The sequence below is a fragment of the Clostridioides sp. LIBA-7678 genome, assembly GCF_056716065.1.
On the sequence record NZ_CP196987.1, the window covers coordinates 2,717,989 to 2,735,227 of the forward strand.

At 29.0% G+C, this 17,239-nt stretch carries 12 protein-coding genes and 1 riboswitch; of the genes, 1 reads left to right on the forward strand and 11 read right to left on the reverse strand.

The features are described from left to right. Window positions 1-194: 194 nt before the first annotated feature. The 7 genes from ACTG46_RS12945 to ACTG46_RS12975 all read right to left on the reverse strand — a co-directional run bounded on the left by ACTG46_RS12945 (window position 195) and on the right by ACTG46_RS12975 (window position 10,142). Window positions 195-3,119 (reverse strand): sigma 54-interacting transcriptional regulator, encoded by a 2,925-nt coding sequence (locus ACTG46_RS12945; RefSeq protein ID WP_054270931.1) that lies wholly within the window; start codon window positions 3,117-3,119, stop codon window positions 195-197. A gap of 137 nt (window positions 3,120-3,256) precedes the next feature. Next, entirely contained in the window at window positions 3,257-3,907 is a 651-nt protein-coding gene (fsa, locus tag ACTG46_RS12950) for a fructose-6-phosphate aldolase (protein ID WP_003423115.1), read from the reverse strand. 64 nt (window positions 3,908-3,971) lie between these two features. Further along, window positions 3,972-4,544, reverse strand: coding sequence for a xanthine phosphoribosyltransferase (locus tag ACTG46_RS12955; RefSeq protein ID WP_054270932.1), 573 nt, complete (start codon window positions 4,542-4,544; stop codon window positions 3,972-3,974). 185 nt (window positions 4,545-4,729) lie between these two features. Continuing rightward, a riboswitch (purine riboswitch) is annotated at window positions 4,730-4,831 on the reverse strand. A 105-nt stretch (window positions 4,832-4,936) separates the two neighbouring features. Then, window positions 4,937-6,085 carry a mannitol-1-phosphate 5-dehydrogenase gene (locus ACTG46_RS12960; RefSeq protein ID WP_054277110.1) on the reverse strand — a complete coding sequence of 383 codons (1,149 nt, stop codon included), beginning with the start codon at window positions 6,083-6,085 and terminating at the stop codon, window positions 4,937-4,939. A gap of 18 nt (window positions 6,086-6,103) precedes the next feature. Next, window positions 6,104-6,526, reverse strand: a complete 423-nt coding sequence (locus ACTG46_RS12965) for a PTS mannitol transporter subunit IIA (protein ID WP_021385085.1) — start codon at window positions 6,524-6,526, stop codon at window positions 6,104-6,106. A 30-nt stretch (window positions 6,527-6,556) separates the two neighbouring features. After that, on the reverse strand, window positions 6,557-8,695 hold the full coding sequence (locus ACTG46_RS12970) for a BglG family transcription antiterminator (protein ID WP_479922962.1): 2,139 nt from the start codon (window positions 8,693-8,695) through the stop codon (window positions 6,557-6,559). Window positions 8,696-8,720: 25 nt separating this feature from the next. Next, complete coding sequence (locus ACTG46_RS12975; protein WP_479922963.1) at window positions 8,721-10,142, reverse strand: PTS mannitol transporter subunit IIBC; 1,422 nt, start codon at window positions 10,140-10,142, stop codon at window positions 8,721-8,723. Window positions 10,143-10,736: 594 nt separating this feature from the next. On the opposite strand from ACTG46_RS12975, the gene ACTG46_RS12980 reads away from it, so the two are divergent. After that, on the forward strand, window positions 10,737-12,236 hold the full coding sequence (locus tag ACTG46_RS12980) for an IMP dehydrogenase (protein ID WP_054270936.1): 1,500 nt from the start codon (window positions 10,737-10,739) through the stop codon (window positions 12,234-12,236). Window positions 12,237-12,297: 61 nt separating this feature from the next. Here the strand turns inward: ACTG46_RS12980 and ACTG46_RS12985 are convergent, their stop codons facing one another. The 4 genes from ACTG46_RS12985 to ACTG46_RS13000 form a co-directional block, all read right to left on the reverse strand. Further along, window positions 12,298-13,455, reverse strand: a complete 1,158-nt coding sequence (locus ACTG46_RS12985; protein ID WP_054270937.1) for a toxic anion resistance protein — start codon at window positions 13,453-13,455, stop codon at window positions 12,298-12,300. Window positions 13,456-13,569: 114 nt separating this feature from the next. Continuing rightward, entirely contained in the window at window positions 13,570-14,490 is a 921-nt protein-coding gene (locus tag ACTG46_RS12990; protein WP_479922964.1) for a 5-bromo-4-chloroindolyl phosphate hydrolysis family protein, read from the reverse strand. A gap of 284 nt (window positions 14,491-14,774) precedes the next feature. After that, on the reverse strand, window positions 14,775-15,893 hold the full coding sequence (locus ACTG46_RS12995) for a 4-hydroxybutyrate dehydrogenase (protein ID WP_479922965.1): 1,119 nt from the start codon (window positions 15,891-15,893) through the stop codon (window positions 14,775-14,777). A gap of 19 nt (window positions 15,894-15,912) precedes the next feature. Further along, entirely contained in the window at window positions 15,913-17,220 is a 1,308-nt protein-coding gene (locus ACTG46_RS13000; RefSeq protein WP_479922966.1) for an acetyl-CoA hydrolase/transferase family protein, read from the reverse strand. Window positions 17,221-17,239: the final 19 nt, after the last annotated feature.

Sequence of the window (17,239 nt, forward strand, 5' to 3'; positions counted from 1 at the left end):
AAAATAACAACACTATTAATAAACATTATTTTATAAGAAGTTATCCATAAATAAAAAAAGGTTAATACTATAAAATCAAATAAATTGATTTTATAGTATTAACTTTAAGGTTGAACAATTAATTAAATAGAATAATCTCTTTTCAAACTCCTACTAAAATTAATTATTTTTATTTTGTATTTTTATATTAAGAGCTAACTTAATATCTTTTTTATCTCATTTTTATCTTCAGTATTTAATAGAACTTCTAAAGTATGCTGGTCATTAATTTTTGAAAACAAGCTTCGTATCTCTTTTTTGTTATTTTCTTTAAGGGCTAATAATACTACTAAATCTACCATAAATTTATTATCCCATACAATAGGTTTATTTAACCGTGCTATGGCTATTGCAGGTTTTATAACGTTTTCTGGAAGTCCATGTGGTACAGCTACTTTTGAACCCATCACAACACTTCCCATAGCCTCTCTTTTATATACACTTAAGATATACTTTGAGTCTACATAGCCACCTTCTTCAAGCTTTGAAACAAGTGTATCAATTATATACTCCTTTGAAATTCCTTCAAAATTGTATAAAATCAAATCTTCATGTATTAAGTTATTCAATTGATTGTCACTATTTAAAGCTGGCGGTTTATTATTTAAGTGTTCTAAGACTTTATTAATACCATTTTTACCAAGTACTTCATTATAAGAAATAAAAGGTACATTTTTGTAATCTATATCAATAGTTCCACAGATAGCAATGATATTGTATTCAGCTTCAATATCATTTAACTCTTCTTCTAAATTATTATTTAAAAAAGCAATTGGCTTCACTTCAATTGAAGTATCATATTCCTTAATTTGTTTTTCTATATGCTCCTTTAAGTTTAAAGCGGTACCCACACCACTCAAACACAATGTAATAATTACATTCTTCTTTCCATATTCATTTTTTCTATAACTAAACTTATTTGTATTTATCATGGCATAATTTTTATTTTTCTTTAAATCTGCTATTATACCATCTAAACTTTTCCCTTCAATAGTTGCAAGTTTTCCTGCCTCCATTGCCAATAATGTATCTACTCTATTTACAGTTTTACATCTAATTCCAAGTCTTTTTTCAACCTCATCACCAAGAATTACTAAAGAACCCATATCAATTAGAACTAGAATCCCTTTCCTAGCTTCTATCTTTTGAAGTTCTTCTAATACATGTTCTATACCTTCTGATGGTGAATCTGTAAGTGCTATTTCTATACCTAATGTACATTCTATACCAAGAATATGATTTACGACATTAGACATTTCAATACCAACTTTACCATGTGTAACTATTACTACTTTTACTTTATCTTTTATACTTTCATCATTATAACAAAATTTATTTATATAATAAGCTAAATATCCAAGTTCATCTTCTGGAAATGTTACTTGTGTTAAGTCTTCTACTATACCCATTATATATCTAGATAACTCATATTCCATTGGCATTGATGCTTTTATTTTATCTAGACTTGGATTTATTATAGTTTTTCCATCTTTTATCCTTCCTATAGCATGTTCGATATGAATTGCTAGAGCTAAATATAGTCCCTGATTTACATGTTTAAACTGCTCTTTAATAAATATTATTACCTTATCCATTATCTCAAGTGTAGACTCTTTTAATTGTCCACCCCAGTCTATTCTGCTTCTTCTGTCAGACAAGTTTTTATTATTTTTAATAGCATTAAACTTTTTATCCAACTTTTCTATAAATGCATTTTTTAATTCTTCTTCAGAAAAACATTTACTCTCCAGAACCTTAAGTTCTTTTTCTGCATAATTGTATATCTCACTTATTTCATTATCTGATAAAATTCTATTTTTTCCACTAACCAATTCACTAATATCTATATATATATCTTCAACTGAGAACTCAGAATACTTTTCATTTTCACAATTACAATCATAATACCCACTTTTTATATAATCCCTTAAACTATCTAAATCTATAATTACCTTATCACTAGAAAATATTGACTTACTAAAAGCCCTAGCACAGGTTACTTGTATATCACTCTTTAACTGACCTATATTTCCAGTACACTTATAATTCATTAGTGCGCACATAACTTCTTTAGTTATTATAAAATTCTTGTTTACTCTCTTTGCTTCTCTTTCAAAAAACTTTATTATTATCTCATATCTTTCAGACTTTGGTCTTTCACTCATATTAGGTAAATTTATTACCATTGGTATACGTCTTCTAAAAGTCTGAAGTAAATTAGAATTTGGATTTTCTGTTGTAGCACTTATTATGAGAACATTTGCCTTTCTAGTAGAACTACTTTCTCCTAATCTTCTAAATTCACCTCTATCTATTAATGAAAATAGTATCTCTTGCCCAGCAGCAGGCAATCTATGAATTTCATCTAAAAATAAAATTCCATTATCGGCCTTTTCTACAAGACCTTCTCTATTTGCATCTGCTCCTGTATATGCACCTTTTACTACTCCAAAAAGTTGAGCTATCAGTAAATTAGGATTTTCTGCATAATCTGCACAGTTAAATACTATAAATGGGCTATTTTCTTCTTTGATATTATTTTTCACAGCATATTTATACATACATGTGGCTAGTTCACTTTTTCCTACACCTGTTTCTCCATATATTATAGTGTGAAGACCATTAGGAGGATACATTATTGCTGACTTAGCTAAGTTTACCTTTTCTTTTAGGCTTCCCTTTATACCTATCAAGTCTTCAAATCCATCTTCTTCTACAACTTTGCTTACCTTTACATACTTTCCCGATGACGCTAAGTCTTTGTCTTTAATACCACCCTTTGACTGATTTAAATTTTCTTCTTTTAATAATTTTGACACTGCACTTCTTGATATGTTATATCCATTATCTATTAATATCTCGGTTATTTTTCTTTCAGACATCTGAGGGTTTTCACTTACAATTTTTGATATATCTTTTATTAAGATTTTTTTTCTTCTTTCTCTTGAATCTAAAATATTATTTTTTTTTCTTACTGCTATAACTTCAGACCTAGCTACATCTAACATTTCAGCAAGTTCTTGGTCAGTATATGGATTTTTTTTGTCTTCTCTTTCTATTTCTCTTAATATTTTATCCATCTTTCGCCTCCTCACTTAAAAAATTAATCTATTTCAATATATTATACACCAAAATAAGACTAGGCAAAATAGCCTAGCCTTATTACTTAGAATTTCCATAATAACCTCTTTAATATACTCATAATCACACTTTGTAATTATAATTTTAAAGACGCACCTTCCCAATCCTTCATAAAGCTATCTATTCCTTTGTCTGTCAAAGGATGCTTAATCATTTGGTTTATAACTTTAAGAGGAACTGTTGCTATATCTGCTCCCATTCTAGCAGCTTGTAAAACATGTATTGGATTTCTAACACTAGCAACTATTATTTGAGCCTCAATACTATTTACACTAAATATATCAACGATTTCTTCAATTAAATCAAGACCATTTTGTGATATATCATCTAATCTTCCAACAAAAGGACTTACATATGTAGCACCAGCTCTAGCAGCTAAAAGAGCTTGTCCAGCAGAAAAAATAAGTGTAACATTAGTCTTTATACCTTTGCTTGATAGTACTTTTACTGCTTTTAAACCTTCTGCTGTCATAGGTATTTTTATAACTATATTTTTATGTATCTTAGATAACTTTTCTGCTTCTTCTATCATTCCTTTATGCTCTAAACTTATTACTTCTGCACTTATTGGTCCATCTACTATTTCGCTTATTTCTTTAACTACCTCTATAAAATCTCTACCTTCTTTAGCTATTAGTGATGGATTAGTAGTCACTCCACATATCACACCTAAATCATTTGCTTCTTTTATCTCTTCAATATTGGCTGTGTCTATAAAAAATCTCATTAAAAAATCCTCCATAATTACATAATTAAAATACGTGCTAAACACAAGTATATAATATCATAAATTACCTAAATTTTACAGTTCCATTATCTATAGATTCAACTACTGCCAAAGACTCCAGTCTTACATTATTGGCCTTTAAAAGCGCCCCTCCAGCTTGGAAGCCTTTTTCAATAACTATTCCTACTCCAACTAGGCTTGCCTCTGCCTGCTCAATTAAATCTTTAAGTCCAAGAGCAGCTCTTCCATTTGCAAGGAAATCATCTACTATTAGTATCTTCTCACCTTTATTTATATACTTTTTAGAAACTTTAACTGAGTATTCCTTTGCCTTAGTAAATGAATATACATTAGTTTCATATACATCTTTATCCAAGTTTTTAGATTCTGATTTTTTTGCAAATACTACAGGTGCATTGTCAAAATACTGTGAAACAATTGATGCTATAGCTATTCCTGAAGCCTCTATTGTAAATATTTTATCTACCTTTTCTCCTTTAAATCTCTCTTTGAACTCTCTTCCTATTTCATTTAAAAAAGCTACATCAATTTGATGATTTAAAAAGCTATCAACCTTTAGTATATCATTTCCTGAAACACTGCCTTCTCTCAATATCTTCTCTTGTAAAGCCTTCATTGGACTCCCACCTAACCCTTTCTAAAATTAAAAATTATATTAACAAAAAATTATATTTGCTTTAATTTTGCTATGTATTATCAGTATCTTATATTAAAATACTAAAAAAGCTCCTGTCTATATCATAGACAGGAGCTTAAAATTCAAAGTAATTAACTTAATATATAATTTAAAATAAGTATAAACTATATCTTCTTCACTCCTGTAGTCAAGCTATTAATGGTAGCTTAGTAGAAACATTTGAACCATATTATCAAAAATATACAGGTAAATATATTAATTTATTCTTTTTAATTATATATTATAATTCTCTATTATTCAACAAATAATTCAAACTGTGTAGAATAATATCCTATAAATAATTTATAAGAATTCAATTTTTTCAAGCAAATTTACAAATTTTCCATAGATACATAGCTTTTTTCAATATTATCTAAAAGTTCATCATCATTTATATTAGCTATTTTAGCAATGGCTTTTTTTACTCCATCAGACTTTATCAATTCTTGTAATTCAACACTTTGAGCATCTTCACTATTATTATAATGAAGTGCTGCACCTATTCCAAGAATCAGATTGTCAACTGATAATCCATATGACTTTGCTGTCATTAAAGGTTTAATCAATCTATCTTTGTCACTTAATTTTCTAAGTGGCTCTCTTCCAACTCTAACTACATCATCATTAAGATATGGATTTTTGAATCTATTTAGAATCTTTTCAATATACTTATAGTGTGCTTTGGAATCAAAGTTATATTTTTTAATTAAACCTTCTCCACTTTCTACCATAGCGTTTTTAACTATATTACAAATGTATTCATCTTTTATACTTTCTTCTATAGTCTTATATCCTTTTAAATATCCTATATAAGCTGTTATAGCATGTCCTGTATTTAGTGTAAACAACTTACGTTCTATATAAGCCATAAGATTCTCAGCTAAATTCATTCCAACTATATTTGGTATATCTCCTTTAAATCCTTGTTTTTCAACATTCCATTCATAGAAATTCTCAACTGTTACATCAAGAGGATTTTCATTTTTGCCTGGAGGAACTATTCTATCAACTGAACAATTTGGAAAACCAACATACATTTCTAAATAGTCTACTTCTTCCTTATTTAAATACTTAAGAACTTCCTCTTTTAGTGAAGAACTTGCATATATTGCATTTTCACAAGCTATTATATTTAATTTACTTGTTAAGCCTTTTTCTTTTCTAGTTTTTATACCTTTTGCAATTGTAGAAGCTATTTTAGTTAAAACTAAAGGTCCGACTGCTGTAGTTATTATTTCAGCTTCTACAATTTCATCTATTATTTCTTCTTTTATAGATGAAACTGCACTTATATTATCAATTACTTCATCTATACATTCCACATCTCTTATGTGTATAGTATATTTTTTATCTTTATTTATCGAATTTAATATTTCTTCATTTACATCAGCAAATACTACATGATAACCTGATTTAACTAATAAACCTCCAATAAATCCTCTTCCAATGTTTCCTGCTCCAAACTGAATTGCCTTTTTCATTTTAAGTTCCTCCTAAGATTAGTTGGCAAAAGCTTCCATAAAAGCTTGTTTGTCATTTGAATTTTTTAGTCTTTCTGTTAAATCATCATCCAAAACGATTGCTATATTAGATAATATCTCTAAATGTTCATCTCCAACACCAGCTATTCCTATTAATAAGTAAGCTTTTTCTCCATCAAAATCTATGCCATTAGGAAATTGTAATATGACTATTCCTGAAGATAAAATTTCTTTTTTAGCTTCATTTACACCATGTGGAATAGCAACACCCATTCCCATATATGTAGTCATTACTTTTTCTCTTTCTAACATAGCTGGTATATATTCTTCTTTTACATATCCATTTTCAACTAATTTTCTTCCTGCTAAAGTTATAGCTTCTTCCTTTGAAACACTATCTAATCCTAAAAATATATTATTCTCATTTAATACTTTACTCATAATATCAACCTTCCTTTTTTAATATTAATTTTATTTATCTATAAATGTTTTTAATCTGTTTGTATAAAAATTAAAAACTATATCTTTTACTTCTAATATCATTTCTTCTATAGAAAATTTATTTATTTTATTAGTAAAAACTATATTGTCGATTAGTGAACCACTTATTTCACTCATTATTTGTCTTTGATAGCTAGGTGAATTTTTAGGAAGCAACATAAAGACTACATTATCTATTTCTTCATTTGAATCTAGCATGATTTTGTTTTCTAACTTTATTATTGCTAACTTCATAATATCTATTCTTTCACTCATACAATGCAACAATAAAATTTTTGATTCTTCTATATATGGAATTGAGATTTTTAATCTTTCTTCTAATGCTTCTTTTATAGATATTATATCTTCACTAGACTTTGCAAATATCTTTGATGAATCTACAATAAGCTCACTTAAATCTTTACTTTTAAATTTTTCAAATTGAACTTCCTCTAAAAATTGAAGAATATCTTTTCCTATATTCATACTTTCTGTTATCTGCTCATAAACTTTATTCTTATTTTTAGTATCGGTTTTTACATTTAAATTAATTAGTTTATTTTGAGCTATAGATTTTATTTTTTCCTTGATTATCTGTTCATCCTCTAAACTCATAAATGTACCTACACATATATAATCTAAGTTTGTATTTAACTCAACTGTGGACACAATTAAGTCTACATCTTTTTCCCTTAAATACTCTTCATCTATGTTTATAGCTGAGATGGTTTCAAGTATGTTTAAGTTAGGAAACTTATTTTCAATCTTAGTTGATAAGAACCTTGAAGTACCTATTCCAGTTGGACATGCTACAACAATATTTATATTGGTATACATCATTAGGTTTTTTTCTATGGCTGATGCAAAATGCATTGCAATATATCCTATTTCAGATTCAGGTATTGAATTTACATTTAGCTTGTCTTTTATAATTTTAGAAATTTTTTCAACACCATTATAGGCATATGAATACTTAGTTTTTATTTCTTCTAAAAGAGGATTTCTTATTTCTAAGCCCATATTTAATCTATTTATAGAAGGACCTAAGTGATTAGCCAAGTCTTTAAACAATCTTTCATCATTTTTAAGACTTATTTTAAATTCATCTTCAGCTAAATCTATCATCTTGTTTGTAATATCCATTACTTCTATATCATCTAAGTTTAAAGCTTTATGATTTGAGGATGACCTTTGCTTTGCACCTCTGATATGCATAGTTATATATCCAACCTCATCTAATGGTATGTCCATATTAAAGTCTATTTCCATACCCTTTACAATTTCTTGAGCTAATCTAAATTCTTCTGTCATAGATAATTCTTTTAGAAACTCTTGGTCCATAGTTACATTTTCACCATTTTTTATTCTCTGTAAAGCCAATGAGATATGAACTACAAGACCTATATATGCACTATCAGCTAAATTTACATCTAAATCTGAAAGCTTCTTTGTTAATGTACTTTCAACTTTTCTTATTATGCACCTGTCCATTAAGTTTAAAAGTCTATTTTCACTTAAAATTTCTATTGCTTTATCCGTCTGTATGTTCTCACTTATATTTCTAACCATATCTAATATTTCTTTTTCATTGAATGAATCATATATAAGATTTACATATGCTTCTCTAAAGCTTTTTTCTTGACCTTTTAAGTACACACCAAGCCCTGGTTTTCTAACAAGCTCAATATCAAATCTTTCCAGCCATTTGCTTGCTGAAGCAAAATCATTATTAAGTACCCCTTCTGATACTTTTAATATTTTTGCAAAATAATAAGATTTTACTGGCTCGTTAGAAATCAGTAGCTTTGATAATATAATTAAATTTCTTTCTTCCTTACTATATTCTTTTTCTATTTTTTCTTCTTCTAATAACTCAATTATAAAGTTTTGATTTTCTATATTTTCTTCTAATATTAACCCAACTCCTGGTTTTTTTACAAAATTAAAATCATTTTCATCAAACCATTTTTCAATTCCAGACATATCTCTAAGCACAGTTCTTGAACTTAAATCTAACTCACCTGCAATCTCAGAGATAGTTATTGGAATATTTTTTTTTGAATTTTCTACTATCATTAGTATTATCTTTTTTTGTCTAGATGTAATCTTCTTTTTTTTCAAATTATCCACTCCTAATCAGTGGTACTTTTTATTTTTATTTAGACTCTAATCTTTTAAATAATGCATCTAAATTTGGGTCATTTAAAAAGTTGTTTATTGAAACTATCTCAACACTTGAATTATTCTTAGCCACTCTTTCAACTAGTGTATTATGAGTTACTACTATCTGTGTATCATCTGGAAGGTTATCAACAGATGAGTTTGTAATTTCTATACTTAAATCTAAGTTTTTTATTCTATTTTTAAATCTAGAAGCTCCCATTGCACTAGAACCCATCCCTGCATCACATGCAAATACAATCTTCTTAATTTCATTCACTTCAAGTTGTTTTTCATCAATGTTTTTATCAGAATTTTTACTTGCTGATTTCATGTCACTCATTTTTGCTTTAGCTTCTTCTAAAGTACCATCTTCTTCACTTTGATTTGCTGAAGCTTTCTTAACAAATGGTGCTGCTACTAAGAATGATACAGCTGTTGCCACTGCAACCCCTGCTAATACTGGAAGTAATCCTCCCTTTGGTGCTAGTGCCATAAGTGCAAATATACTTCCTGGTGATGGTGCTGCTACAAGCCCAGCTCCTAATATTGAGAAAGTTAATATTCCTGCTGCTCCACCTGCCATTGTAGCTAATATTAGAACTGGATTCATTAATATATATGGGAAGTAGATTTCATGTATACCACCAAAGAAATGTATTATTACAGCTCCTGGCGCTGACTGTTTTACACTTCCTCTACTAAACATCCAGTATGCTAATAGAACTCCTAGACCTGGCCCAGGATTACTTTCTAATAAGAACATTATAGATTTACCTGCTTCTTTTGCTTCAGCTATACCTATAGGTCCTAATATACCATGATTTATTGCATTGTTTAAGAACAATACTTTTCCAGGTTCTATAAATGCTGAAACTAAAGGTAATAAACTTTTGCTAACTATAAATTGAACTCCAGATTCTATAAGAGCTGTACCTGCTACTATTGCTGGCCCTATTGCATAGAATCCTAATATTGCAAGAAGCATACCTATTATACCTATTGAAAAGTTATTTACTAACATTTCAAATCCTGTTGGTATTTTACCATCTACAAATTTATCAAATTTCTTGATTACCCATCCTGCAAATGGTCCCATTATCATAGCTCCGATAAACATTGGTATATCAGCTCCAACTATTACACCCATCGTTGCTGCTGCACCTATTACTCCGCCTCTTTGTCCAGCTATTGCCTTACCACCAGTATAAGCTATCAATAGCGGTAAAAGGTATTTTATCATTGGATCACCTATAGTACTTAATTTCTCATTAGGCATCCACCCTGTTGGTATAAATAATGCTGTTATAAGACCCCATGCTATAAAAGCTCCTATATTTGGCATTACCATACCACTTAAAAATTTTCCTATTCTCTGTATAGATGTCTTTATTGTCGATTGATTAGAACTGCTCATAATTTTACCTCCATTTGAATTATATTCTATATCGATATGATTCCCTTTTGTTATACTTTTATTATAGAGTTTATATTTTCTAGTAACAACTTTAAGAAATCGTTTCTATGTCACTTAAGATAATGACATTTGTCATTTTAGTTTTTGTTTAACTTTATTTATGTAGTATTTTAGAGTATCTAGTGTTGCAAATAATACTATTTTTATAAAATATTTAAATTTAATATAAAAACCAATAATAATTCAATTAAATAATTTTATTAGAGGTACTTTTGGATATACTAATATAGACTTATTTGACCTGTGCTTTTGAAATTTGTACGCTCTATATAAATATTGTCAACATAAAGTGTATAAGTACAATGTATAGCTAATTAGATATTAATTTCTAATTAGCTACCATACAACATTAAACATTATTTAATATACAATTTTACCCTATAAAGCAATATATATTAAACAAATTCAATTAAAATAGTTTAAATTTTTCAAAAATCTCAATATTTGACAAAATACTTTAATAAAATTAAAGAATAAGTTATAATTAATACTATCAATTATAAAAAGTATAAAAATATAAGGAGTGATTAAAAAATGGCGTTTTATTTTGATACACCATCACATACTTTCAGTGAATACCTTCTTGTTCCAGGTTTCTCTTCTACTGATTGTATACCTGCTAATGTAAGTTTAAAAACACCTGTTACTAAATTTAAAAAAGGCGAGGAAGCAGATATTTATATGAATATCCCTTTGACTTCTGCTATTATGCAATCTGTTTCTGATGACAAGATGGCTATTGCACTTGCTAAAGAAGGTGGTATTTCATTTATATACGGTTCTCAAAGTATTGAAAGTGAAGCTGCTATGGTAGCACGTGTTAAGTCTCACAAAGCTGGTTTTGTTGTAAGTGATTCAAATATTAAACCTGAGAATACACTAAAAGACATACTTGAATTAAAAGAAAAAACTGGACATTCTACAGTTGCTGTTACTGAAGACGGAACTTCAACTGGTAAATTATTAGGTATTGTCGCAAGTCGTGATTATCGTATAAGTCGTATGGATTTAGATACTAAAGTTAGTGAATTTATGACTCCTATGTCATCCATTGTTTATGCTAACAAAGATGTTACTTTAAAAGAAGCAAACAACATTATATGGGACCACAAACTTAATTCTCTTCCTGTACTTGATGACAATGGTAATCTTGTTTATATGGTATTCCGTAAAGATTACTCTTCTCATAAAGAAAACCCACTTGAACTTTTAGATTCTTCTAAAAGATATGTAGTTGGGGCTGGTATCAATACTAGAGACTTTGCTGAACGTGTTCCTGCTTTAGTTGAAGCTGGTGCTGATGTTTTATGTATAGATTCTTCAGAAGGTTTTTCTGAATGGCAGAAAATAACTCTTGATTTTATTCGTGAAAAATATGGTGATACAGTTAAGGTTGGAGCTGGAAATGTAGTTGACCGTGAAGGATTCCTTTACTTAGCTGAAGCTGGTGCTGACTTTGTTAAAGTTGGTATTGGTGGTGGTTCTATATGTATTACTCGTGAGCAAAAAGGTATAGGACGTGGACAAGCCACTTCTATAATTGAAGTTGCACAAGCTAGAGATGAGTACTTTGAAAAAACAGGTATTTATATTCCAATTTGCTCTGATGGTGGTATCGTTTATGACCATCATATAACTTTAGCTTTAGCTATGGGTGCAGATTTCATAATGCTTGGTAGATACTTCTCTCGTTTTGATGAGAGTCCAACTAACAAAGTTAACATAAATGGTAGTTACATGAAAGAATACTGGGGAGAAGGTTCTGCACGTGCTAGAAACTGGCAAAGATATGACCTTGGTGGAGATAAGAAACTTTCTTTTGAAGAAGGTGTTGACTCTTATGTACCTTATGCTGGTTCTTTAAAGGACAATGTAACTCTTTCTTTAAGTAAAGTTCGTTCTACTATGTGTAACTGTGGAGCTCTTAGCATACCTGAGCTTCAAAAGAATGCTAAACTTACACTTGTATCTTCTACTAGTATAGTTGAAGGTGGAGCTCATGATGTTATGTTAAAAGATAATAGAAATTTATAATATAAACAAAAGTGTAGTTGATTATAAAATCAGCTACACTTTTTTATTTTAATATAAGCTTTTATTTAACTGTAAATTCAAGAAGCTTACTTTTAAGTTCATTTTCTATTTTTGATAGTTCAACTTCTGCTTCTTGTCTCTTTATTCTACCATCATGTTGTATCTTAACTACTTCATCAATAGTTGATATTAAAGATTGATTAGTTTTCTTAATTGTATCTATATCTACAATTCCTCTTTCTGATTCTTTTGCTGTTTCTATTGTACCCATCTTTAGAGTTTCTGCATTTTTTAATAAAAGCTCATTTGTCATATTGCTAACTTCACGTTGAGCTTTCATGGCTTGATTTAAGTGAGAAATCCCAAGGGCAAGTACTATTTGATTTTTCCATAATGGAATTGTATTTACTATAGTTGATTGAATCTTCTCTGCCATTAAATTATTACTATTTTGAACTAGTCTTATCTGTGGAGCCATTTGAAGAGATACCATTCTAGTTAATTCTAAGTCGTGAATCTTCTTTTCAAATCTGTCACAAAGCGAAACCATATCATTCACAGATTGAGCATCTTCTGTTGAACCAGATAAACTAGCCTTTTCTCTTAATTTTGGCATTTCATATTCTTTCATATCTTTTAGCTTTTGTTTTCCTGCTATAATATACATAGTAAGTTCTTTTGAGTAAGCTAAGTTCAGCTCATACATCTTATCAAGCATAGCTATATCTTTTAAGATTTTAACCTGATGTTTTTGAAGTTCTTTACTTACTTTGTCTACATTTACCTCTGCACTATCATACTTAGTTTTTAGATTTGAGATTTTATTATTTGCCTTTTTAAAGATTCCTAAAAAACCACCTTGTTCTTTTTCATCTGCTGAAAATGCTTTTAAATCAGTAACTAGATTTGTAAGCATATCTCCAACTTCCCCTAAATCTCTAGTCTTAACACTCTTTAGAGCTGTTTCAGAAAACCCTGCTACCTTTTTTTGAGCACCAGCTCCATATTGTAAAATCATATTTGTATTTGTAATATCTATTTTTTCTGCAAATTCCTTCACCATCTTACGTTCAGATTCAGATAGCTTTTCTTCTTCTGGGTCTTTTTCATCCTTTTTCATTAATAGGTCAGAATTATTTATATCACTTGTATTTGATTCCTCTGCAAATGGGTCAAGTGTTAAAGTTGGCATAACTGGTATATCATCTAAATTATTCATTATATCTTTCTCTCCTCTTCCTTTATAAAGTACTTATTAACTTATATACTGCATATTCCATACTCTATAACTACTTAATTGTTCAAAAATAACAGAATATTTTTTATATTGAAGTTAAAATTTACCACTTGTTAATCCTTCTTGAACTAACATGTTTTCTAAAACAGTAATATCTGTAGATATATCGATTGCTTCATCTTCAAATAGATAATCTAATTGATTTTCAAAAGCTATTACAATTGTACTCATTGTATTTTCAATACTTTCCATAGTTGTTGTTATATTTTCTCTATCTATACCTTGTTCTTCCAATGTATGATATGAATTCAATAACTTCAAAGTAGTTGGAAGATAATAGTCCATAAATTTTTGTATTTGAGTAAGTTTTGATGGGTCATGTTTTACAACATCAAATATTTTACTTGTAACATCTTCTACTTGTACAATTTTATTGCACATTGATTCTGATTTAATATTTTTATTAGCTTCTTTTATTTGTGTTAAATAATTCATTCCAGTATTTATAATTTTATCAACTTCATTAACTTCATCGTTTTTTTCTTCTTCTTTAACTTCATATGCTACATCTTCATATTTTGGCGGAGTAAAATCTTCATTTGTCAACACAATTTGATTACTTCTTTTATCAATATAAGTATTTATAAAGTAGTTTTTGTCTATCATCTTTTGTACATCTTTTATTATAAAATTTAATGACTTAGATGTACTTTCTGCAATAAGTTCTACTGGAATAATATTCCTATTACTTATGATTGTACAATATTTTTTATAACGAGAAATTTGGTCTCCTAATCTCTTTCCTTTAAAAATACAAACACCACCTATGATTAAAAACACTGCACATACTTGAATAGGAAGTATTACAGCCCACCCAATTATAATAGAAATAGTTGAAAGTACTAAGGCAGATAATGTAAATAAACCTACTAAACCCCATCCAACTATTTTTAAAAATTTACTTAAAAATGAATTTATCAACACAGATTTTTTGGAAAAATTTTCTGATTTATACATAGTTTATATCCTTTCATTTTCATTAATATTATTAATATATTGCAGTTTGATTATACAATTACTTACTTATTACTGTCAAGGAATTTGAATTTCTACAAATTATTTCAAATAAAGTAATAGACTTAAATATAGGTATATTTTAAATTAAAAATATACTTATATTTAACTCCATATAAAAATAAGAGAACTTAACTTTAATTAAATTTAAGTTCCCTCATTTTTATTTTTATATAAATATAATTAGCATTGTTTATCTTTGCTATACATATTGATGAAAATTTATATTAATAAAGATTTGCAAATATCTCTCTTATTTCTTCTCTGCTAAGCTCTACATAATTATTAGCAAGTAATCTTTGTTGATTAGCTATTGTACTATCTGTAAATTCATCTATTTGACTTTCTACCATTCCATATTCTCTTAAGGCTTTTTTAGCTATTAATTTATTTAAAAACTTTTCTAATTCTCCATAAACATCACAATTAGGGTCACATTCAAGAGCATCTGCTAAAATTTTTGTACATTTCGTAATTTTTCCATCAGGATTTTTTCTAGAATACATCTTAAATACTTCAGTAAAGAACTGATAATTTGCTTCACCATGAGCAACATGGAAAGCTGCTCCAATTGAATAAGATAGAGCATGAACTGCTGCACAACCAGCATTTCCAAAAGCGATTCCTGCATAATTTGATGCAAGAACAAAATCCTTAAGATGATTAAATCTCTCCTCATCACCTTTTTCAACTATTTGTTTATACCCATCCATAATCATTTTTATTGCTTGTAAAGAATACATTTCTGTAAATGGACTTGCTTTTGGAGAAAGATAAGACTCAATTGCATGTATAAGAGCATCTACTGAACTTGTAACAAAGAATTTATAAGGTAATCCCTTTACTGTCTCTGGAATTAAGACTGCATAGTCTGCATAAGTTTCTTCTACTGCAAGCCCTTTTTTAGTATGCTTGGATTTTAATTCTGCAATGGCTACATTTGTTACTTCACTACCTGTACCACATGTTGTAGGAACTACTACTAACTCTTTTATTTTTTTAGGTGCTACGTCTCCTTCAAATAAATCAATAGACTTTTCTGGAACATCAAGTGCTAATATCTTGCATATATCAACTATTGTTCCTCCTCCAAAAGCGATAATTCTATCAAAATTATACTTTTTCATTTCTTTTGTCATAGAATCTATCATTTCATCAGATGGTTCACCTGTTCCAAACTTTTCTTGGAAAATTAGATTTGTATCTATTCCAAGAGGCTTCATATATGGCTCATATATAAATTCATTAGTAATTACTAAATCATTTTTTCCTATTTTAAATTCTTCGTTGAATTCTTTAAATGTATCAAAATAAAATATTTTTGGAACTACTCTAAGTGCTTCCATTATTAACACCCCTCTATTATTAATATTTCTCATTAAATCTTTTTTCAAATTCTAACGCCAGACTTTCTCTTACACTTGGATGAGCTATATTAATTAAATTTCTTGCTCTTTCTCTAAGAGATTTTCCTTTTAGCTCTGCTATACCATATTCTGTTACAATGTAATCAACATCATTTCTTGATGTTGTTATAGGTGCACCTTCATCCACAATAGAGACGATTTTTGAAATCACTGTACCATCCTTTTTTGTAGTTATTGAAGGCATAGCTATAATTGCTTTTCCATTTTCTCCCATAGAGACTCCACGTATAAAATCAACTTGACCTCCAACACCACTAAATTGTCTAAGTCCCATTGCTTCTGCAACCACTTGTCCCATCAGGTCAACTTGTATAGCAGAGTTTATAGAAACCATTTTATGCTGTTTCATTATAACTGCTGGATGATTGACATAGTCTACAGGTTTAACTTCAACTGCTGGATTATTATGTGCAAAGTCATATAATTTTTTAGTACCCATTAAGAATGTAACTGTCATTTTCTCTTTATCAAAATTTTTATATTTGCCATTTATAACACCTTTTTCATAAAGAGCTAAAGTTCCATCTGAAATCATTTCTGAATGAATACCTAAATCTTTTTTATCCGTTAAAAATAGCATAACTGCATCTGGGATTCCACCAATTCCAAGTTGTAAAGTAGAACCATCTTCAATTAATGAAGCACAATTTTTACCTATTGCTTCTTCTACTTCTCCAATCTTTGCGGGTTGTAATTCATATAAAGGTTGTGATTTTTCCACTATATAATCAAACTCTGATACATGAATTACTTCACCATAAGTTCTAGGAAACTGGTCATTCACTTGAACAATTACTGTTCTAGCAGTTTTAATAGCTTCATAAGTATAATCAACTGATGTACCTAAACTACAATATCCATGTTCATCTGGTGGAGTTACCTGTGCTAACACAACATCACATTTTAATCTTTTTTCCCTAATTAACTTTGGTACTTCATGGAAGAATGCAGGTGTAAAGTCGCCATCTCCGTTCTCAATTGCTTTTCTTACATTTCCACTTACAAACATTGGATTTACTCTAAAATGAGCTTCCATCCCCTTAGAAGTATATCCACCACTACCTAAGCTTACCATGTGTTTAATCTCAACATCTTTATATTGCTCAGCATTTTCAATCATAGCTTCTACTAGTGCAGGAGGCTCACCTACACAATGTGCAAATACTACAGTATCCCCATTTTTAATCTGCTTTACGGCCTCTGTAGCACTACATAATTTACTTTGATACAATTCTTGCCAATTCAATGAAATCCCCCCATTTAGC